20 protein-coding genes are annotated in these 20,499 nt (G+C 48.6%); 1 reads left to right on the forward strand and 19 read right to left on the reverse strand.

All coding sequences use genetic code 11. The features are described from left to right. Window positions 1–12: 12 nt before the first annotated feature. Window positions 13–1,821 (reverse strand): DAK2 domain-containing protein, encoded by a 1,809-nt coding sequence (locus tag PTQ21_RS26515; RefSeq protein ID WP_063565609.1) that lies wholly within the window; start codon window positions 1,819–1,821, stop codon window positions 13–15. Window positions 1,822–2,465: 644 nt separating this feature from the next. On the opposite strand from PTQ21_RS26515, the gene rpmB reads away from it, so the two are divergent. After that, on the forward strand, window positions 2,466–2,654 hold the full coding sequence (rpmB, locus tag PTQ21_RS26520) for a 50S ribosomal protein L28 (RefSeq protein ID WP_024631107.1): 189 nt from the start codon (window positions 2,466–2,468) through the stop codon (window positions 2,652–2,654). Here rpmB and PTQ21_RS26525 read toward each other — a convergent pair whose 3' ends face one another. The 18 genes from PTQ21_RS26525 to PTQ21_RS26610 all read right to left on the reverse strand — a co-directional run bounded on the left by PTQ21_RS26525 (window position 2,655) and on the right by PTQ21_RS26610 (window position 20,392). Continuing rightward, on the reverse strand, window positions 2,655–2,849 hold the full coding sequence (locus PTQ21_RS26525; protein ID WP_063565608.1) for a hypothetical protein: 195 nt from the start codon (window positions 2,847–2,849) through the stop codon (window positions 2,655–2,657). Between the two features lies 1 nt (window position 2,850). Next, entirely contained in the window at window positions 2,851–2,931 is an 81-nt protein-coding gene (spoVM, locus tag PTQ21_RS26530) for a stage V sporulation protein SpoVM (protein ID WP_019424875.1), read from the reverse strand. Between the two features lie 167 nt (window positions 2,932–3,098). Beyond that, window positions 3,099–3,350 carry a hypothetical protein gene (locus PTQ21_RS26535; RefSeq protein WP_063565607.1) on the reverse strand — a complete coding sequence of 84 codons (252 nt, stop codon included), beginning with the start codon at window positions 3,348–3,350 and terminating at the stop codon, window positions 3,099–3,101. Between the two features lie 2 nt (window positions 3,351–3,352). Then, on the reverse strand, window positions 3,353–4,012 hold the full coding sequence (gene rpe / locus PTQ21_RS26540) for a ribulose-phosphate 3-epimerase (RefSeq protein WP_053784310.1): 660 nt from the start codon (window positions 4,010–4,012) through the stop codon (window positions 3,353–3,355). A gap of 1 nt (window position 4,013) precedes the next feature. After that, the gene (rsgA, locus tag PTQ21_RS26545; protein ID WP_274567714.1) at window positions 4,014–4,931 is read right to left on the reverse strand and encodes a ribosome small subunit-dependent GTPase A; all 918 of its coding nucleotides are present in this window, start codon (window positions 4,929–4,931) and stop codon (window positions 4,014–4,016) included. A 62-nt stretch (window positions 4,932–4,993) separates the two neighbouring features. Beyond that, window positions 4,994–7,204, reverse strand: coding sequence for a Stk1 family PASTA domain-containing Ser/Thr kinase (gene pknB, locus PTQ21_RS26550; protein WP_274567716.1), 2,211 nt, complete (start codon window positions 7,202–7,204; stop codon window positions 4,994–4,996). After that, complete coding sequence (locus PTQ21_RS26555; RefSeq protein ID WP_064636613.1) at window positions 7,201–7,977, reverse strand: Stp1/IreP family PP2C-type Ser/Thr phosphatase; 777 nt, start codon at window positions 7,975–7,977, stop codon at window positions 7,201–7,203. Before PTQ21_RS26555 ends, pknB begins: the two co-directional genes overlap by 4 nt. A gap of 7 nt (window positions 7,978–7,984) precedes the next feature. Further along, window positions 7,985–9,025: a dual-specificity RNA methyltransferase RlmN gene (rlmN, locus tag PTQ21_RS26560; RefSeq protein WP_063565754.1), complete on the reverse strand. Its 1,041-nt coding sequence runs from the start codon at window positions 9,023–9,025 to the stop codon at window positions 7,985–7,987. 230 nt (window positions 9,026–9,255) lie between these two features. Beyond that, window positions 9,256–10,776: a 16S rRNA (cytosine(967)-C(5))-methyltransferase RsmB gene (rsmB, locus tag PTQ21_RS26565; protein ID WP_274567719.1), complete on the reverse strand. Its 1,521-nt coding sequence runs from the start codon at window positions 10,774–10,776 to the stop codon at window positions 9,256–9,258. Beyond that, a complete protein-coding gene (gene fmt, locus PTQ21_RS26570; RefSeq protein WP_063565603.1) occupies window positions 10,773–11,726 on the reverse strand; it encodes a methionyl-tRNA formyltransferase in 954 nt (317 codons plus the stop codon). Before fmt ends, rsmB begins: the two co-directional genes overlap by 4 nt. 12 nt (window positions 11,727–11,738) lie before the next feature. Continuing rightward, window positions 11,739–12,227, reverse strand: a complete 489-nt coding sequence (gene def / locus PTQ21_RS26575; RefSeq protein ID WP_024631117.1) for a peptide deformylase — start codon at window positions 12,225–12,227, stop codon at window positions 11,739–11,741. A gap of 181 nt (window positions 12,228–12,408) precedes the next feature. Next, window positions 12,409–14,958, reverse strand: a complete 2,550-nt coding sequence (gene priA, locus PTQ21_RS26580) for a primosomal protein N' (RefSeq protein ID WP_274567723.1) — start codon at window positions 14,956–14,958, stop codon at window positions 12,409–12,411. Between the two features lies 1 nt (window position 14,959). After that, entirely contained in the window at window positions 14,960–16,195 is a 1,236-nt protein-coding gene (coaBC, locus tag PTQ21_RS26585; protein ID WP_090810754.1) for a bifunctional phosphopantothenoylcysteine decarboxylase/phosphopantothenate--cysteine ligase CoaBC, read from the reverse strand. 120 nt (window positions 16,196–16,315) lie between these two features. Next, complete coding sequence (rpoZ, locus tag PTQ21_RS26590; RefSeq protein ID WP_024631120.1) at window positions 16,316–16,531, reverse strand: DNA-directed RNA polymerase subunit omega; 216 nt, start codon at window positions 16,529–16,531, stop codon at window positions 16,316–16,318. Window positions 16,532–16,685: 154 nt separating this feature from the next. Next, entirely contained in the window at window positions 16,686–17,258 is a 573-nt protein-coding gene (gene gmk, locus PTQ21_RS26595) for a guanylate kinase (protein ID WP_024631121.1), read from the reverse strand. Between the two features lie 13 nt (window positions 17,259–17,271). Continuing rightward, window positions 17,272–17,532: an extracellular matrix/biofilm regulator RemA gene (gene remA, locus PTQ21_RS26600; RefSeq protein WP_006209218.1), complete on the reverse strand. Its 261-nt coding sequence runs from the start codon at window positions 17,530–17,532 to the stop codon at window positions 17,272–17,274. A gap of 51 nt (window positions 17,533–17,583) precedes the next feature. Further along, a complete protein-coding gene (locus tag PTQ21_RS26605; RefSeq protein WP_064636609.1) occupies window positions 17,584–18,483 on the reverse strand; it encodes a YicC/YloC family endoribonuclease in 900 nt (299 codons plus the stop codon). Between the two features lie 19 nt (window positions 18,484–18,502). Next, entirely contained in the window at window positions 18,503–20,392 is a 1,890-nt protein-coding gene (locus PTQ21_RS26610) for a bifunctional homocysteine S-methyltransferase/methylenetetrahydrofolate reductase (RefSeq protein ID WP_064636607.1), read from the reverse strand. Window positions 20,393–20,499: the final 107 nt, after the last annotated feature.

A 20,499-nucleotide genomic window follows, 5' to 3' on the forward strand; every position in this document is an offset into this window, starting at 1 on the left:
TGCTTAAGTGCTTTAGGACTCTACAGAGAACAAATAATAATAAACCGGCTGTCCTCCAAGATGCACCTCTACCTCAGCATCAGGATATTGTTCTTCAAGCCATGTGACAAGCGCAGCGGTAATCTCAGGGGTAGCCTCGTCCCCTTCAAGGATGGTCACCACTTCATCTCCGCTCTCCATCATCTGTTGCAGCAGACCTTCACATGCGTGCAGCATGCTTTCGTCCGTTGCCACGATCTTGGAATTATGGATACCGATGTAGTGTCCCGCTTTGATATCAAGCTCATCATATTGTGTATCTCTGACCGCATGAGTCACTTGACCGGACTGTACCCGGCTAATCGCCTCAAGCATATGGTCACGGTTGGTTTCTGCAGACTCATCCTCCTGGAAAGCAAAAGCCGCTGCCATACCCTGAGGGATTGTCTTGCTCGGAATCACAATAATTCGACGCTCATCTTCAAGCAACTCCCTAGCCTGCTCGGCAGCAAGTACAATATTGGAGTTGTTCGGCAAAATAAATACCTGTTCTGCCGCGATCGAACGCACCGCTTTCACAAAATCTTCAGTGCTCGGATTCATCGTCTGTCCACCAGACAGAACAACATCCACGCCAAGACTCTGGAAAATCTCTGCAATGCCGTCACCGGAAGATACCGCGATGAAACCATATGGTGCCATCTCATCTGCTGGGAGCACGGCTTTTTCCACGCTACGCGCCGCTTCAGGCGGAATCTCTGCGAACAGCTCAGGCGAAGGCGCAATGTCCATGCCTGCTGTCAGCAGATCACGATGCTGCTCACGCATATTGAGAATATGAATTTGTGTGATTTCGCCATAACGGAGAGCCAGGTTTAATACATCCCCAGGTGTCTTGGAATGCACGTGAACCTTAATCACTTCATCGTCAGCAATAATAATGATGGAATCCCCGTTAACTGACAACGCTTTCCGGAATGCTTCGTCATCAAATGCAACACCTGCGTTCTCTCCAAGCTCGCGGTTTATAAAGAACTCCATGTCATACAGGAACTCAATATCTTCCGTTTCCAGTCGCGCCTGGGCAGACATTGGCATCTCTGGCACGATTACCTGCTGTGCAGGCTTCGCAGAAACCACTTCTGACGGTGCAGCCGGTTTCAATGCAGATGCCGCTACGGTTGGTTGTACGTCTCTCTGGAAGGATGTACGACTTGCCCCGTCCGTTTGCAACAGAACGTCCATAAAGCCTTCGTAAATATATACAAGCCCCTGGCCGCCTGAATCCACAACACCAACCTGTTTCAATACAGGCAGCAATTCCGGAGTCATTGCCAGTGCTTCTTTTGCTTTTAACAATACTTCATTCATTAATTCAGTTATATCATTCGTCCGTCTTGCGTAGTAGCTGGCATGTTTCGCCGCTTCCTTGGCTACGGTAAGAATGGTCCCTTCAACGGGTTTCACTACGGCTTTATAAGCTGCGTCCACACCGTTCTGCAGGGCTGCGGCGAACTGGAGTGTATTCAGTTCCTCATAAGGAGCAGCTGAACGACTGAATCCGCGGAACAATTGCGATAATATTACTCCGGAATTCCCCCGTGCGCCCATAAGCAGGCCTTTTGATAAAATACCGGCAGCTTCTCCGATGGAGGCAGAACTCTTGCGTTTAATCTCTGCGACTCCTGCACTCATTGTCAAATTCATGTTCGTTCCCGTGTCACCATCCGGCACAGGGAAAACATTCAGGGAATTGACGTGCTCTGCATGCTGTCCAAGTTGTTCCGCTCCGGCAAGTACCATTGCGGTGAAATCTGTTCCATTTAAAGAACGTATACTCAAGTGAGAATTCCCCTTCCTAGCTTGATACACGAACATCTTGCACCAAGATGTTATCTGGTCTGTTCATGCGCAAACGCTTATCGCGTTATTCTTCGTCCATACCTTGTCCGGCACAGGCATAATAATACAACATGTCAGCCGGATTAACGGTCTGGGCGGCCGGGCAACCGATATCCTGCAATTGCTCTGTTACCCCTAATTCGGGGCATACGGATATGCACCGGTATCAAGAGCCGGCATGAATGCCGCATGGAGACTGGTGCCAATGATGGAATGCCGCAGCTCACAGCGTTGCCAAAAAAGCAGACCACCGACCCTTTAAGGCCGGTTTTTTCTCCGGCTCCCCCGCGGCAACAGCCTGTTCAACGCTGTATTATGGACTATTCAACATTGTACTATATTAGACAGGAGAAATAAATAAAGTTTTTGGATCAGTTGACGAAGCTTTTTTCAATATGATATTATATTCAAGTATTGTTTTATGCAGGTTTAGTAATGGAAATGATCCGGCTATGCCGGCTTGAACAACGCCATTAGCTACTGGAACCTGACCATTGTGGTCAGGAAGAACAATTTAGCCCGTCTGGAATGGCATTCGTGTCTCCTTAGGGCAACTGGTTATTTTAGGATAGGAGGTGTAATCTATGTCTCGCAAATGTTATGTGACAGGTAAGAAACCGGGCACCGGTAACCACGTATCCCACGCTAACAACCGTAACCGTCGTTCTTGGGGCGTAAACGTTCAGAAGGTCCGCATTCTCGTGAACGGTAAACCAAAACGTGTATACGTAAGCACCCGTGCACTGAAAGCCGGTAAAGTGACTCGCGTATAATCACGCAAAGCTACTATAAATCGGGTAAGCAAAAAGCACCTTGTTCCTTGCAGGTGCTTTTTTGGTATTCAGAAATAAAATCATGAATACACACATCAGCATGTGAATGTCCGCCGCATGGCGCTTCGCAGGTCCGAATTCCAAATGATCCTGAAGCCAAAGCGGCGGTATTCGCCAATGGAACCTTTTAATCATGTCAGTTCTTTTGAAACGTATTAAGAATCGCCTTTACAAACCCTCCCAAAAACTTCGGCAGTTTGAATGTGTAAAATTTCATACTTCACCCTCCCCATCATGCTCATGCATCCGCCGTATCCTATGCTCCAGGCCTTCTTTGCCTTAAACACGACAAAAAAGGCTACATGAGAAACCTGCTCATGTAACCATATTTATGCGGAACCCTTTGTCCCTATTCCACAATGACGAGCCTGGTTATCAGGTCATTTAGGTTTGAGTAGGGATATATTGATAAGCAGCGATCATGAATACACTCAATAAGTAATACAGTATGCTGAAAATCACAAAAGTAACCCGAAGTCCTGTACGGTCAAATTTGCGGAAGTACATAATGACAACACCAACCCCGATCAATGACGTAATCGCATTGTATGGGGATTGAATAACCGCAAACATAGCAAGCACCAGTCCCGTAACGAGACTCGCAGCCATGGTCCACAGCGTCTCCTTGAGGTTCATGCTCAGCCTCCGTAACTACTGCGAATTTCGGCAATCGCGGCAGCGCGATCTTCACGTCCAAATACAGCACTTCCCGCAACGAGCACATCCGCTCCAGCTTCAACCACAAGCGGAGCCGTGTCGGCAGCAATACCGCCATCCACTTCAATATGCACGTCATGACGTCCTTTTTCGTTCAACCAGCTACGAATTTGCTTGATTTTGTTCATCGTGCCAGAGATGAAAGCTTGTCCACCAAAACCGGGATTTACGGTCATGACAAGCACCATATCCACATCGTCCAGCACTTCCTGAATAGCACTCGCCGGAGTTCCCGGATTAAGGGCAACCCCTGCTTTAACTCCCTGTTCCTTAATCAGATGAATAACCCGGTGCAGATGCACACAAGCCTCAGCATGAACCGTAATGACAGCCGCGCCAGCTTTTGCAAATTCCTCAACATAACGCTCTGGGTTCTCAATCATCAAATGCACATCAAGCGGCAAGCTTGTATGTGGAGCGATCGCTTTTACAATCGCAGGTCCAAGCGTAATATTAGGGACGAAATGACCGTCCATGACATCAACATGAATCCAGTCTCCGCCAGCAGCTTGGGCTTCCGCCACTTCCGCGCCGAGACGGGCAAAATCCGCAGATAAAATAGATGGGGCAATTTTAATCATATTAATACCTCCGCTTTTTGTCTTTCATTTCTGTAAGGAATTGTTCGTAATGCTTATAACGGCTTTCGGAAATCATTCCCTCCGCCTTGGCTGCAATCACCCGGCAACCTGGTTCGTGCGTATGGGTACAGCCTCGAAACTTACACTGATCGGCATATTGAGCGAACTCCCGGAAGCAAGTGGATAACTCCTCCACACCAATCTCCAGGAAGTCCAGTTGGCTGAATCCCGGCGTATCCGCGACAAAGCCACCATTATCCAGCGGTATGAGCTCCACGTGCCTGGTGGTGTGTTTCCCTCGGCCAAGGCGCATGCTGATTGCACTGGTCTCCAGAGTTAGACCTGGCATCAAGGCATTCAGCATCGAAGATTTACCTACACCGGATTGCCCGGAGAATACGCTAATCTTGCCGGCAAGACGCTCCTTGAGCAGTTCATTGCCTTCACCGGTTCGTGAACTGGTAGAGATAACTTCATATCCAATTTGCTCGTACATAGCTTTTACTTCTGCTACTGTATCACGGGCATCGTTTTCTGGATCAGCCAGGTCCTGCTTCGTGAGCACAATCAGTGCATCCAGTCCAGCTTGTTCGATATGTACCAGGAATTTATCCAACAGATTGAGATTCATGTCCGGTTCCTTAACGGAAAATAACAGAACAGCCAGACTTACATTGGCAACAGGTGGACGAATTAACTCCGTTTCACGTTTGCGAATCTCATCTACTGTTCCTTCTCCGTTCTCTGTCAGCATATAGCTGACTCGGTCACCCACAAGTGGTGAAGTACCCCGTTTTCTGAAGATACCTCTGGCCCGGCATTGAACGGCGGAGCCTTCAACCGAAGGCACCCCGCTGTCTTCCAGTGGCATGACATAATAGTAACCGCTTAGCGCTTTAACGATGATACCTTCTGGCATAGCTCCGTCGCCCTCCTTTAATTTACAGTACATTTACCCTGAACGTCGGCAATAAGCCGCCCTTATGGACGGCTTGATGCGTTAACGACTTCCTTTTTCTTATCTTTTCCCTTGGCGAGACCATTTCCGTTCTTCATCGCAGAAGTATCTGCCTCGCCATTTTCCCCTTCACCCTCAACAGGTGTATCCGGTTCACCTTCCTGATTCGTATCCACGGTGCCTTCATCATCACCACCACCGCCTTGTTCAGGCTCCTCCGTTGTTGGAGGGGGGTCTGCACCCTTCTCAGGCTCAATGGTAGGCATAACTACCGTTCCGTTTTTGGCATCACTATAGGACACCAGATACGTATCCAAGAATTGGCCATCCCGGTAGACAGAGACAACACCGTCGACGTTAGGAGCCAGAATAAGCGGAATTGTCAGCGTTTGAGCAGACTTGATTGTCCGGGTCCCCCATTCTTGACTTTTGCCACGAGCATCTTCGAAAGTAATTCGAATTTTGCTGCTCTTTCCTATTTCTTTTGGCGAAACGTTAATGTTATAGGCGTAGTTCAATGCCTCTGGCGGATATCCAGTACTAATGAAAATGGTGATTTTGTCACCAGGATTCACGTCTGCACCGGCTTCCACAGGCCATTGCTGTGTCACTTTGCCTTTATCTATAGTGTAGCTCGACTCTTCCTGAACTTGAGCAAGGATTAAACCGGCGGATTGGAGCTTTTTCTCGGCCTCGCTTCGTGTGAGATTTTTCAAGTCAGGCATTTTTATCGTTTCGGATCCTTTGCTCACAGTCAGAACAATCTGAACCTCTGCTGGATCGTATTCTTCATTCACTCCAGGAGTTTGGGACAGAACCATACCCGCAGATTTATCATTTGAAAATTCTTCCTTACGCTGAATCTGATCCTCTTTGATATCCAGTTCGGTAAGTTGTTTGACCGCCTCATCGTATGACAGATTTTTGAGATCAATCATCTTGGACAGTGCTTTTTCCGCCCCAACACTCAGCTGGACCTCAGAGCCTTCTTTGACGATATCGCCTTCATTCCTGCTCTGATCGAACACAATACCCGGATCAACGCCTTCCTTGTACTCCCGTATGACATTATCACTGACAACAAGCCCGTTGTCTTGCAACATTTGACGTGCCTTTTCTTCGGTCTGACTCACAACATTGGGCACCTTCACATCTGGCACAACAAGCATGCCTTTCACGTACCACACAACTCCAACCATCGCGATAAGAATAAGCACGGTCAACGAGATCAGCAGCGCTGGCTTCTTCCAGTTCTTTGTTTTGGGTTTGCCATTGTTGTTATCTTGGTCAGACTCCATCACGGGTATAGCACCTGTGGATGTAACTCCACGCGGCTCCGGCTTGATCGCCGGCATAACACGGGTCTGATCGATATCATCCTCATCCGGAAAATTAATCTTCGTTTCATTACGTCTTTCCGGCATCAGGCAGGTTTCCAGATCCGTCTGCATTTCTTTAGCGGATTGGTAACGCTCCTGCGGATTTTTGCGCATGGATTTCAGAATAACGTTCTCCACGCTTTGCGGGATAAGCGGATTGAATTTGCGCGGTTCATCAAACTCTTCCTGCAAATGCTTCAAAGCAACGCTAATTGGACTCTCTCCCAGGAACGGAAGCTGCCCAGTCAGCATTTGATAGAGTACTATACCAAGAGAATATAAGTCCGACTTCTCGCCAGTCACGATGCCTTTGGCATGCTCAGGTGAGAAGTAATGTACGGAACCGACCACTGAGCCGGTCTGAGTAATCGTTGTGGACGTAACCGCACGGGCAATCCCGAAATCCGTTACTTTCACACGGCCATTACGACCAATCAATATATTATGGGGTTTGATATCCCGATGAATGATCTGATTATGATGTGCATGATCGAGAGCATCTGCAATCTGGGAGGCGATTCGAACGGCCTCGTCCACCTGCAGAGGCGCCCGTTCTTTAATAATTTCATTCAGGTTTTTGCCTTCAACATATTCCATGACAATATAATGAACGTCATCTTCCTGCCCTACATCATAAACACTAACTACGTTAGGATGTGACAGCGAAGCTGCTGATTGTGCTTCTCTGCGGAAACGGCGGATAAACTCTTCGTCATGAACAAATTGCTGCCGTAACACTTTGATGGCAACGTTCCGGTTGAGCAACAGGTCCTGGGCCTTATACACAAGAGCCATGCCGCCACCGCCGACACGCTCGATCACTTCATAGCGTCCGCCTAGCTGGTGCCCAATCATGACTCACACCCCGTTTCCGATATCACGGAACCTTCCTTTTGCAGTTCGAATAATGCCACCGTGATATTGTCATCTCCTCCAGCAAGCAAAGCCAGCTGAAGCAAGCGATCCGCACGATCTTCCAATGCCAGTTCCAGATTACCTGCGACCTGAATGATCTGCTCATTGCTGACCAGATTACTAAGCCCGTCACTGCACAGGAGAAGAACTTCGCCTTCTTCCAATTTGACGGTATCCAGATCCACCTTCACTTCCGCGTCTGTCCCAAGTGCACGTGTCAGCACATTGCGACGCGGATGATGAGAGACATCTTCTTTGCTGATCTGACCATTTTTGAACAATTCATTGACCAGTGTATGGTCCTCGGTCAACTGGATGACATTCTTGTTTGCAATTTTGTATGCTCTGCTGTCACCGATGTGACCAATAACACCTTCCGTATCATTCAATAATGCCGCAACCACGGTAGTCCCCATGTTGTGGTAATTATCATCCGAGGAGGCAGTACGGAAGATCACTTCGTTGGCATGCAAAATAGCATCGCTCAATGCGGCTGACAAAGACGCATGTGAAAGACCCGGCTCAAGCGTTCCCAGATCCTGCACCAACGTCTCTACCGCCAGGCGGCTCGCAGTATCTCCTGCAAGATGTCCGCCCATACCATCGGCAACAATACCCAGAATATAACCTGTATCGAGATTTCGAATCCAGGCTGAATCTTCATTCACCGAACGCACCCGTCCGATATGGCTCACATGAACTGTTTTGATCAAAACGTTCTCACCTCAACTCCATATGCTTTGCACGAAGCTGACCGCAAGCGGCAGCAATATCATGTCCCTGTTCACGACGAATGGTTACATTAACACCCTGCTCCGAGAGAATCTTCTGAAAATTGAAAATGTCGCTTCTGGATGTTCTTACGTACTTGCGCTCAGGTACATGGTTGACTGGAATCAGGTTCACGTGGCACAGCATGTTCTTAAGCACGCTTGCCAGTTCTGCCGCATGTTCCGGCTGATCATTCACACCACCGATAAGTGCGTACTCAAACGTAATTCTGCGACCCGTTTTCGCCAAGTAATAACGCAACGACTCCATTACATCCTCAAAAGGAAAACGGCGGTTTACTGGCATCAATTTGGAACGCAATGCATCATTTGGCGCATGGATGGAGATCGCCAGGTTAATCTGTGTATCTTCATCTGCAAACTTGTAAATGTTTGGTACGATTCCACTTGTGGACACCGTGATATGGCGCTGACCGATATTCAGCCCTTTTTCGTGAATCATGATACGCAGGAACGTCATTGTTGCTTCATAGTTCTCAAAAGGTTCACCTGAACCCATGATTACGATGCTGCTGACCCGCTCACCGCGTTCGTCCAAAATTTTCTGGGCTTGCACAACCTGAGCGACAATTTCCCCAGCCGTAAGGTTACGTTTCAGTCCGCCCAGCGTGGATGCACAGAACGTGCAACCAATCCGGCAGCCAACCTGTGTTGTTACACAGATGCTGTTACCATAGTTGTGCTTCATGATAACTGTTTCGATCGCATGATCATCATGCAGACCGAACAGGAATTTCACCGTTCCATCCTTGGATTCAAATTTCGTAATTTCAGTAAGTGTAACGAATTCAAATTGTTCAGTCAGCTTTTCACGCAGCGCTTTGGACAGGTTCGTCATTTCACTGAAATCATTCACACGTTTCACATAAATCCAGTCGAAGATCTGACCACCGCGAAAAGCCGGCTCCCCGTTCTCAACAGCCCATTGTTGCAGCTCCTCCAGGGAATAATCATATATAAAAGGTTTCATTTTGTTGTCAACACCTATTCCTTCTTTTCTTTTCATTCTTCCTATTCTATCACAAAGACCACTTTACATCCATGTATACCCTTGATGCCTGTACTTCATGCATTATAACACCTCAGTGCCTGCATCGCACCCTATCATCACTTTTTACTGATGTTAAACCTTGAGGCTAATCACAAAGAAATCCGCCGAAGTTCCCCTCGGCGGCTATCCTTCAGTGCTCTATTAAACTGTTAATCCGCTATCCTTGTCAACCTGGCAATGAAAAATCCGTCACTGTGAGCGTACTGTGGCAGGATCTGCACGCCACCGTTCACAACCTTCCACTCGGCTGTTTCCAGACCAGACCAGGCAGACTCTTCAGCCGCCTTGTATTCCGGATGCCGGTCCAAAAAGTCAGCAACTCTATGCTCGTTCTCCGCAGGCTCGATTGTACACGTACTATACACCAGAATACCACCTGGCTTTAATAGCGGTGCAACCCGATCCAACAGTTCACGTTGCAGATTGGAGATATCGTGGATATCTTCCACAGTTTTGGTCCATTTGACATCCGGCTTGCGGCGAATAACACCTAGACCGGAACATGGCGCATCCAGCAGAATACGGTCAAATGATGCCTCCGGATAACGCGCATCCAGATCAAGCGCATCACCTGTCACAGCATCAATGCAGCTGAGTCCCAGACGATCTGCCTGATCCATGATCAACTGACGTTTGTGAGCATGTACATCATTAGCCACAATCCGTCCACGGTCCTGCATTTTCTCAGCCATATGGGCTGTCTTTCCGCCGGGAGCTGCACAGCAGTCCAATACAGTCTGACCTTCTTCAGGCCCAACTGCCTCGGCTACAAGCATGGAACTTTCATCTTGAACGGACAGCAAGCCATCCCGATACCAGGACGTAAGAGCCATGTTGCCACCACTGCGAACGAGAATACCGTCTGGACTAAGTCGGGAAGGTTCCACGATCGCCCCCGTGCTCACCATCTCTTGCATCAGTTTCTCACGTGTAGTCATTGTCGTGTTCACACGAACACTAACCGCAGGCGGTTCATTATTTGCACGACAGATCGCTTCCGCTGTCTCTTCACCATATTGACTGATCCAGCGTTCGACCATCCACAGCGGGTGAGAATGTTCCAGTGAGATACGTTCAGCAGCGGGCAGATGTTCAGGGATGCGCAGCTCATCACGATTGCGAATCATGTTCCGCAGAACGCCATTCACCATACCGGAGATGCCCTGATGACCCAATTTCTTAGCCAAATTGACGGCTTCACTCACTACCGCGTGTTCTGGAATACGGTCCAGATATAACATCTGGTACACGCTGATGCGCAGCAGGCTGCGAACCCAAGGTTGCAGCTTGGATACACCTTTGGCTACATAGCGTTCCAGATAATAATCAAGGGTATTCCGTCTCGCGATCGTACCATAGACTAATTCTGTAGCCAGTCCAGCATCTGCCGGACTTAGCTCGGCCTCTTTCAGACGCCGGTTCAGCTCAAGGTTGCTGTAAGCTCCTTCTTGCTCAACGGCGCTCAGTACCTTTACGGCGAGTGTACGAGCAGATGTTTTGGGCCGTTCGGAACGTGAGGAACCATTTGCCGAAGATGGGGATGCAGATGAATTTCCTGCACGACCCGGTTTTCCTGTGTTCGGACGACGTTGGTTTCCTCCGCGCCCGGATGCATCTCCTGCGACTTTATGACCATTTCCTGATGGACGGCCCGGTGTATTTCCGCTCATTGCAGCACCGTTCCTGGTTTCAGGGTACCACCACGGGCAAAGTCAGCAGCTTGCATTACTTTTTTGCCCGCGGGCTGAACCTCAGTAAGCCAGAGAGAACCGTCACCTGTGCGAACTTCAATCCCGTTTTTGCCCAATTGTAACACCGTTCCCGGCTCAGCTTGTCCAGCATCCGACGACGAGAGTACATCCGCCTGCTTCGGATTTGCTGCTGCCCAGACCTTGAAGACCTGATCATCCCACATCGTAAATGCACCCGAGAACGGCACAAGACCGCGAATCTGATTGAACAATTCACGCGACGTGCGATTCCAGTCCATCTTCTCGTCATCCCGAGTCAGATTACGTGCATACGAAGCCTCGGCTTCATCCTGTGGGACAGCCGTTGTTTCGCCAGCAACCAGCCGCGGCATTTCTTCCTGAAGCAATTTGGAACCCGCTTCGCTGAGCTTTACAAACATGGATCCTGATGTATCTTCATCCGTAATCGCCACTTCCACACGTGAGATCATATCTCCCGTATCCAAGCCTTCCGCCATAAACATCAGCGTAACTCCCGTCACTGGCTCTCCATTAATAATGGAGCGTTGAATCGGGGCACCACCGCGATATTTTGGCAAAAGAGAGCCATGCACGTTCACACAACCACGAACAGGCATATCCAGCACAGCCTTGGGCAGAATCTGCCCAAAAGCCGCCGTCACAATCAGATCCGGTTTCCATTCAGCCAATCGGGCTACAGCTTCTGGAGCACGCAGTTTCACTGGTTGAAATACAGGCAGGCCGTGGCGTTCTGCCGCAGCCTTGACTGGTGTTGGTGTAAGCACCTTTTTACGTCCCTGTGGTTTATCCGGCTGTGTCACTACCCCAACCACGTTATATCCCTCGGCAATAAGCATATCGAGAGATGGAACTGCAAATTCAGGCGTTCCCATAAAAACAATATTCAAATCGATCACTCCTTAGTTACGACGCGGCCCAGTTTGATCGGCTGCAATTTCGTACACTTTTTCAGCAATATCCGTAAAGAGCACGCCATCCAAATGGTCAATCTCATGTTGGAATGCGCGTGACAACAGCCCGCTGCCCGTAATAATCAGTTCCTTGCCTTCGCGGTCCAGCCCTTTGACTGTAACCGTCTCAAAACGACGCACATCACCGTTAATGCCAGGGATACTCAAGCAGCCTTCGGGTCCAAATTGCTCTCCCTCACTCGAAATAATCTCCGGATTGATCATCTTGATCAGCCCCTGCTCATCTCCGCAATCGATCACAATAAGCCGTTTCAAAATACCAACCTGTGGTGCAGCCAGACCTACGCCTTCAGCGTCATACATTGTATCTGCCATATCATCCAGCAGTTTCTGTACATTAGGTGTAACTTTAGTTACTTCTTTAGCTCTTTTGTGTAGTACCTCATCCGGTTCTTTCACGATAATACGAATCGACATGTTGTAAGCACCTTCCTAATCCTCATCATAATTTCAGGACATCAGGCTCATTTCAAAAATAGTACTGATTTTCTGCTATGTAGCAGGTATCAAAAACTGATTTTAAGATCGAGCCATCATTCATGTTGTTTTTAATCTATGTTTATACCGCTTGTTTACATCCGCATTTTAATACAAATGCTCACATTAACATTTGCGGGTCTACATCCAGACTAATTTGCAGTTTTTGCGCCTGAACATCGTCGTCCATGCGCCGGGCCGTCGCGAGCGCCAGTCCAATGGCGTCGACATCCCCCCGCCATTTTATCATACATTGGAATCTGTATCTATTCTTGATCCGAGGAATTGGTGAGGCTACCGGGCCAAGCACGTCAAAGGCATCATTGCTGAAACGATCCAAACTGCCTAACCAGCCAGCAGCATTTGCCTTTTCTTTCAGTATTCGTGTGTAGTTCTCAGCCAGCCGGATCAGTACCGGAAGCTGCTCATGTGAGAAGGTCACCAAAATCAGGCGACAGTAAGGCGGGTACTGCAAATTGCGCCGATGCAATAATTCCTCCCGGACAAACGAAACATAGTCATGCTGGCTCGCATGCCCAATCGAATAGTGCTCTGGTGTATAGGACTGAACGAACACCTCGCCCGGCAGTTGATGTCGACCTGCACGGCCCGCCACCTGGGTGAGCAGCTGAAATGTTTTTTCGGCAGCCCGAAAATCTGGCAAATTAAGTGCCGAGTCTGCTGTGATGACTCCAACCAAGGTGACATCAGGAAAATCAAGCCCTTTGGCAACCATCTGGGTACCCAACAATACGTCTGCCTTTTTCTCACGAAACTGCTTCAACAACTTCTCATGCGAACCTTTTTCGCTCGTTGTATCCACGTCCATCCGAATGACGCGAATACCCGGGAACAGCTTCGCCAATTCTTCCTCTACCCGCTGCGTACCTGTACCGAAATATCGAATATGCTCACTGCCGCAATCCGGGCACACTTCTGGTGCTGCTTCCGCATATCCACAATAGTGACAACGAAGATTATTGGAGCGCTGATGATAGGTTAATGAAATATCACACTCGGGACAGCCTGCAACGTATCCACAACTGCGACACATCACAAAGGTGGAATAGCCACGTCGATTCAGCAGAAGCACGGTCTGTTCCCCGCGTTCCAACCGCTCTTCCAATCCTTTGTGCAAGGCGCGGCTGAACATCGAGCGATTTCCGTCCTTCAACTCTTCGCGCATATCAACAATCCGTACCTCCGGCAGCTTATTACCAAGTGCGCGGGTAGGCATCTCCAACAAAAGTGGTGCAAAATCATCATTGCTCTGTGAACGGGCAGCATAGTAACTTTCCAGCGAAGGTGTCGCTGAACCCAGGACAACGACCGCCTGATGCTGCTGTGCTCTTTTTACCGCTACATCACGGGCATGATATTTCGGGGTTTCTTCCTGTTTATATGAAGTCTCGTGCTCCTCGTCCATAATGATCAGACCAAGACGACTAAACGGAGCAAAGACTGCTGAACGGGCGCCAATGGCAACTTTCACCTGACCTTCCCGAATTTTGCGCCACTCATCATAACGCTCTCCACCAGACAGACGACTGTGCATCACAGCAACCTGATCACCAAAACGTCCTTTAAAACGCTCAACCATCTGCGGGGTCAATGCAATCTCGGGTACAAGCACAATTGCCTGTCGATCCTGTTCAATACAGCGCTGAATGGTCTGGAGGTATACTTCCGTCTTACCACTGCCTGTTACACCATGAAGCAAAAAGACGCCATGGCGCCTTTCCTGCAATCGACCATTAATATTGTTATAGACATGCTGCTGCTCTTCGGTCAGATTCAATGGCTCGGTCGCACGGAACTTACGGCCTTGATAAGGGTCACGAAAGACTTCGACGTCCTCCGTTACAACCAGCCCTTTCTCCTCCAGACCTTTGACTGTAGCCGCTGATACCTGAAGTGTGGACAGTAATTCTTTCATCGCCATCGGCAACAGTTCTTTCATTTCCAGCAAGAAAGCCAAAACTTCCTTCTGCCGTTGTGCCTTTGCCGGGAATGAATTCAATGCCTCTTCCGCAGCCGCTACATCCACAGCAAGATCAATGGATTTCATCGTTTTTTTATTCAGCTTGTCCTTAATCGCCTGACTTTCCAGCAGGACACCACTGAGCAGCAACTTCTTGATCAGCGCAGCATGATTGGGGTATTTACGACTCAGTTGTTGTAAGGGAACCTGCCCACGACTCTTCACAAAACGAATAATATCTTGCTGCACCTTTTCTGAAGTAGACTCTTCTCCCCACACAAAAAGAACTTCTTCGCCTGACGCCGAACCTGCCATTTGTCCATCCAGCGCATCTCCAAGGGAGATATACCGTTCTGCTTTCCCTTTTAGCGCAGTCGGTACCATCACCTGCAAAGACAAAATACGGTTGCTGGCATAACGTTCACTCATCCATTCGGCCAATTCAACCAAATCTTCTGACAACGGCGGAACGATATCCAGCAATTCCTGAATCGGTTTGAGTTTGAATTTCTCCGTACCCGTGCGAGGCACCAGATCAATCACGAAACCCTGCACCGTCCGATGACCAAAAGGTACACCTACCCTGCTGCCAATCTCAATCCATTCACGCATGGATTCCGGCACCAAATAATCAAACGGCCGGTCCGTTTCCTTCACAGGAACATCGACAATAACCTTGGCGATCTCCATATTAATTCCTCCCGGCAATGCGCTCCGCCGCAATCGAAAGCAACCGGCGGGCCACCTCTTCCTTGGCCACCACCTGAAGCTCTTCCACCAAACCTTCACGGTCATAGATGTGCACCGCATTGGTATCTGTTCCAAATCCGGCACCCGCCTGGGTGACATCATTGGCTACGATCAGATCACAGTTTTTCCGTTCCAGTTTCTCACGTGCATACATTTCTAATGAATTTGTCTCCGCAGCAAAGCCAATCAAAAATTGATGGCTCTTCTGCTTACCCAGCGTTTCAAGAATATCTATATTTTTAATAAGTTCAAGCGATAATGTATCGCCTTTCTTCTTGATTTTCTCTGTGTACACTTCCTTGGGGCGATAATCCGCAACAGCTGCGGCCTTAACCACGATATCTGCATTATCCCATTGGCTTACTACCGCATCATACATATCCTGCGCTGACTGCACCGGGATCACCTGTACATTCGCCGGTGGCTGAACCTGGGTATTCCCCATAACCAAAGTCACATCTGCCCCCAGATCATGCGCTGCCGCTGCAATGGCAAAACCCATTTTTCCTGAGGAATCATTGGTAATGTACCTTACCGGATCAATGCGTTCTATGGTACCTCCTGCAGTGACCACAACCTTCTTCCCGCTCAACAAAGAAAGCTGTTCATTACGTTCCCGTTTAACAGATTCCTGCTGTTCAAAAAAACGTTCCACCACATCGACAATCGTCTCTGGTTCTTCCAACCGTCCTTTACCCACATACCCACATGCCAGTTGACCTTCACCCGGTTCAATCATCATGGTTCCGCGCTCGGTTAACAGGCACATATTATGCTGTACCGCCGGATGATCATACATATGTACATTCATCGCTGGCGCAATCATCACCGGAGCAGTGGTTGCAAGCAAGGTTGTTGAGAGCATATCATCTGCCATCCCATGTGCCATTTTGGCAATCACATTGGCTGTTGCCGGAGCAACCAACACAAGATCGGCCATATCAGCCAGATGAATATGCGAGACGACCGAAGGCTCCCGCTCATCAAATGTATCACTATATACTACATTTCGGGTCAAGGTTTGCAGCGTTAATTCGGTAATAAACTGTTTCGCGGAATTCGTCATAATGACATGAACGTCCGCTCCTTTTTGCACCAGCCTGCTGCATAATGTAGCCGCCTTGTATGCGGCTATGCCGCCAGTCACACCAAGCACGATTTTTTTACCGTTCAACATGGTTATCCCCCCGATATATACGACCTTTATAAGGATGAATAGAGAAAAAAATAACAACCTCGCGGTTGTCAAATAAATCCGGCTTGCGCCGTATGCAGTTGAAGAGCAGCCGCAGGCGGCTTACTCTTCTTCCTCTTCGTCCTGTCCTTTGATGACAACGAGCAGATCACCATAAATTTCTTCAAGTGCAACGCCAACCTGTTTATGGGATCTGGCATTTCTCAAATCCGTTTTCTCACCTTCACGAAGCTGTCTTGCCCGGCGGGAAGCGGCAACAACAAGGGAATACTTGCTGTCGACTTTGTTCATCATTTCATCAATAGAAGGATACAGCATATTTACAAAACACCTCTTTGCATTAGTATAATCACAATTCGCCGCCTGACGGAATCATGGTGCACCGCTGGATACGTTAACCAGACTGGAGCTACTCTCATATATCCTATGACAGCAGCTCCACTGATTATCGCATTTTGCGGCGGCAAATGGATTATTTATTGATCTTACAATGTTCGGCGATAATGATGCTTTCTATTCGTTTACACGCCAAATCAATTTCATCATTAACGACAGCGTAATCGTACTGCTCCAGCAGACTGATCTCATCTACCGCGACGGACATCCGGTGATCAATCGTCGCCTGACTTTCCGTACCACGGCCCTGAATGCGATCTTTAAGCTCGTCCAATGAAGGAGGCAACAGAAATACAAAGATCCCTTCCGGGAACTTTTCTTTCACTTTCAACGCGCCTTGAACTTCAATCTCAAGAATGATGTCCCGGCCTTCGTTAATCGTTTTCTCCACAAAATCACGCGGTGTTCCGTAGTAGTTCCCTACATATTCTGCGTGTTCCAACAATTGATCTTCAGCAATCATGTTCAGGAATTCTTCATGGCTTCTGAAGAAATAATTGACGCCATGTTCCTCACCCAGACGTGGCTGACGAGTCGTTGCCGATACAGAATAAATCAATTCCGGCACCCGTTTGCGCAAAGCGCTGCATACTGTACCCTTCCCGACCCCTGATGGGCCGGACAACACTACCAGTAATCCCTTAGACATATTACACTCCATTTTATTCGTCGTTGTCATCATCTTTCGAAGAAAGACGATGGGCGACCGTTTCTGGCTGAACCGCAGACAGAATGACATGATCGCTATCCGTAATAATAACGGCACGAGTACGTCTTCCGTATGTTGCGTCTATCAGCATATGACGGTCTCTTGCCTCTTGTATAATTCTCTTGATCGGCGCCGATTCCGGACTCACGATGGATATAATCCGGTTCGCCGATACGATGTTACCGAATCCAATGTTAATGAGTTTGATTGCCATAATCAGGTTCTTCCCCCTATACATGCGACTCTTTTGCCGAAATATGACCGTTCATTCGATATTCGCCGCTTGCTCACGAATTTTCTCCAGTTCCGCCTTCATCTCGACAACACGGTTCACCAGAGCCAAATGGTTGGCTTTTGATCCAATCGTATTGACTTCCCTATTCATCTCCTGAATAAGAAAGTCCAACTTGCGGCCTACTGGCTCATCACTTTTCAGCAGTTCCCTGCTCTGTCCAAAGTGACTCTGTAGACGCGTAAGCTCTTCCTCTATGTTAGAACGATCGGCAAACATAGCAATTTCCATACCTAATTTATGCTCGTCAAAAGGGAAAGAGCCTTCTTCCTGCATTTCCGTAAGCCTTTGTCTTAACTTGTTGCGATGATCACTCACCACAGTCGGCGCAAGAGCAAGCATCTCGGTATGCAGTGATTCCAGACGACTGACACGTCGTTCCAGATCACTGGCCAGATGAAGACCCTCGCGGGCGCGCATCTGCTCCAGACCGGATAAAGCCTCTTCCAACCCCTGCTGCAGGACACGCTCCCATTCGTCCTTCTGCTCTTCCGGAAGCGAACTCGTCCCATCCGAATGAACCATGACATCTGGAAGTGCCAGCATATCCATAATACTCGGTTTGCCCTGCATACCATAGCGGCTTTCCAATTGCTCTGCGGCCTGAAGATAGGCCCTGACCGCCTGCTCATTCAGAACAGCGGGAAGAGCCTGGTCTTCATCTTTTTCTTTCATTACATAAACATCAATCCGCCCACGTTTTAAGCGGCTCTGTACCTTTTTCCTCAATCCGTCTTCATAACACGTCCACTCTCTCGGGAGACGCATCATCACTTCGCAATAACGATGGTTGACAGACTTGATTTCCAATTGTACCTTATAGCCTCCAAAATGAAAGGCGGATTGACCGTATCCGGTCATACTGAATGACATCGGCATCACATCCGTTACACTATTGTAATTGATTATTAGGGTTGAAACAAGTAGGACATTGATGCTCCGACTTCTCCCACACATATTGGGTCAGTTCGGCCGTCATACTATAGAACATAAATGGAGTCATTAAATAGATTCCTTTGAAATGTTTTGTTGCTACATCCAGAAGCTCCTTGGCGATCTTTACACCCATTGCTCGACCTTCTTCGCCTTCGAGACCAGCCATCCGGGAACGCACTTCATCCGACAGCTGAATACCCGGAACCTCATTATGCAGATATTCTGCATTTCGGCCGCTGGCTAACGGCATTACCCCTACAAAGATCGGCACATCCAGATGCTTGGTCGCTTCATGCATGGCTACGATTAGTTCAGGATCGTATATCGGCTGCGTCATAATATAATCGGCTCCGGAAGCAATCTTTTTCTCAAGACGCTGTACAGCCTTATCCAAATGTTTCACATTCGGGTTGAATGCGGCACCAATAACAAATCCCGCCTTCTGCTTGAGCGGTTTACCGGAGAAGGATACGCCGTCGTTCAACTGCTTGATCATACGTATAATTTCAAAAGAAGTCAGATCGTATACCGAGCTTGATCCGGGCAAGTCTCCAAATCGTGCAGGGTCACCTGTTACAGCGAGTACATGATTAATGCCTAGAGCATCAAATCCCATCATGTGCGATTGTGTCCCGATCAGATTCCGGTCACGACATGCAATATGCACCAATGGGCGCAATCCTGTACGGTCCTGAACAAGATGGCCGAGAGCCATATTACTCATCCGGGTAACCGCTAGGGAATTATCAGCCAATGTTAACGCATCTGCACCTGCTGCTTTCAATGTCTCGGCACCTTTCATAAACTTCGCAATGTCGAGATCACGCGGTGGGTCAAGTTCGACGATGACCGTATGACGTTGTTTGACCAGATCCACAATCGTAGGCTGCCCACCCCGTCCAGACCGTTCATCTACATTCTCATGCAGGATAATACGCGGTTTCGACTCGGATGGATCAGGTTCCAGTATTGGAACAGGTGTGTATTCAACAAGAGCCTGGGCAATTGCGGCGATATGATCAGGTGTTGTACCACAGCAGCCACCGATGATACGTGCGCCCAGATCAGCGAATTGCACTGCCGTCTGTCCGAAGTATTCCGGGGACGCTCCATAACGGAACTGACCATCGACGTAATCCGCTGCACCCGCATTCGGGTAAACAGACATCGGCACACCGATACGGCCTGACACCGTCTCCATCGCCCGCATAATTCCGTTTGGACCGGAACGGCAGTTGAAACCAATGACGTCAGCCCCTTGCTCACGCATGATTCGGAAAGCTTCTGGCATCGTATATCCATCCAGTGTGTGCCCTACATCCTCAACAGCGAACTGTCCAATCACGGGCAGATCACTCAGCTTGCGAGCCTGCAGGAGGGCGATATCCATTTCCTCGATATCATAGAAGGTTTCGAGCAGAATGCCGTCCACTCCTTCTTCGAGCAGTGCAAAAATCTGTTGCTGATAGAAACGCTTCAATTCACTTGTTGATACGTTCGTCCGCTTTCCTCCACGAATGGAGCCAACCGCACCCAGAACATAACCGTTTGCGCCAGCTACTTCTTTGGCGATACGTACACCGGCACGGTTGACATCCTCGACCTTGGACTCCAGACCAAACTTGGACAACTTATCGTAATTGGCAGAGTACGTATTGGTTTCATGAATTTCCGTACCTGCATCGCGGTAACGACGATGCACATCTGCCACCACTTCAGGTGATATCAAGTTCAACTCTTCATAAGAAATCCCTACTGGGAATCCCATCTGATACAGGAAAGTTCCCATCGCCCCATCCCCTATGAGGACCCGTTCCTGCATTACACTGCGTAAATCCGCCTTCATCCCTTTTCCCCCCCGCCTGACTGATCATTTCATACTAATGTAACACAAAAAACATCTGAAAACGAAGAAAAACACAGGTTTTTCGTGAAATTCAGTTTCTATAACCC

The sequence above is a fragment of the Paenibacillus marchantiae genome, from assembly GCF_028771845.1.
Lineage (GTDB): Bacteria > Bacillota > Bacilli > Paenibacillales > Paenibacillaceae > Paenibacillus > Paenibacillus marchantiae.

What these genes read in the sequence shown, in the direction of transcription:
- rpmB (WP_024631107.1), top strand. Translation starts at nt 2,466, where the DNA reads ATGTCTCGCAAATGTTATGTGACAGGTAAGAAACCGGGCACCGGTAAC.
- PTQ21_RS26525 (WP_063565608.1), bottom strand. Translation starts at nt 2,849, where the DNA reads ATGATTAAAAGGTTCCATTGGCGAATACCGCCGCTTTGGCTTCAGGAT.
- spoVM (WP_019424875.1), bottom strand. Translation starts at nt 2,931, where the DNA reads ATGAAATTTTACACATTCAAACTGCCGAAGTTTTTGGGAGGGTTTGTA.
- PTQ21_RS26535 (WP_063565607.1), bottom strand. Translation starts at nt 3,350, where the DNA reads ATGAACCTCAAGGAGACGCTGTGGACCATGGCTGCGAGTCTCGTTACG.
- rpe (WP_053784310.1), bottom strand. Translation starts at nt 4,012, where the DNA reads ATGATTAAAATTGCCCCATCTATTTTATCTGCGGATTTTGCCCGTCTC.
- rsgA (WP_274567714.1), bottom strand. Translation starts at nt 4,931, where the DNA reads ATGCCAGAAGGTATCATCGTTAAAGCGCTAAGCGGTTACTATTATGTC.
- pknB (WP_274567716.1), bottom strand. Translation starts at nt 7,204, where the DNA reads ATGATTGGGCACCAGCTAGGCGGACGCTATGAAGTGATCGAGCGTGTC.
- rlmN (WP_063565754.1), bottom strand. Translation starts at nt 9,025, where the DNA reads ATGAAACCTTTTATATATGATTATTCCCTGGAGGAGCTGCAACAATGG.
- rsmB (WP_274567719.1), bottom strand. Translation starts at nt 10,776, where the DNA reads ATGAGCGGAAATACACCGGGCCGTCCATCAGGAAATGGTCATAAAGTC.
- def (WP_024631117.1), bottom strand. Translation starts at nt 12,227, where the DNA reads ATGTCGATTCGTATTATCGTGAAAGAACCGGATGAGGTACTACACAAA.
- priA (WP_274567723.1), bottom strand. Translation starts at nt 14,958, where the DNA reads ATGGAGATCGCCAAGGTTATTGTCGATGTTCCTGTGAAGGAAACGGAC.
- coaBC (WP_090810754.1), bottom strand. Translation starts at nt 16,195, where the DNA reads ATGTTGAACGGTAAAAAAATCGTGCTTGGTGTGACTGGCGGCATAGCC.
- rpoZ (WP_024631120.1), bottom strand. Translation starts at nt 16,531, where the DNA reads ATGCTGTATCCTTCTATTGATGAAATGATGAACAAAGTCGACAGCAAG.
- gmk (WP_024631121.1), bottom strand. Translation starts at nt 17,258, where the DNA reads ATGTCTAAGGGATTACTGGTAGTGTTGTCCGGCCCATCAGGGGTCGGG.
- remA (WP_006209218.1), bottom strand. Translation starts at nt 17,532, where the DNA reads ATGGCAATCAAACTCATTAACATTGGATTCGGTAACATCGTATCGGCG.
- PTQ21_RS26605 (WP_064636609.1), bottom strand. Translation starts at nt 18,483, where the DNA reads ATGTCATTCAGTATGACCGGATACGGTCAATCCGCCTTTCATTTTGGA.
- PTQ21_RS26610 (WP_064636607.1), bottom strand. Translation starts at nt 20,392, where the DNA reads ATGAAGGCGGATTTACGCAGTGTAATGCAGGAACGGGTCCTCATAGGG.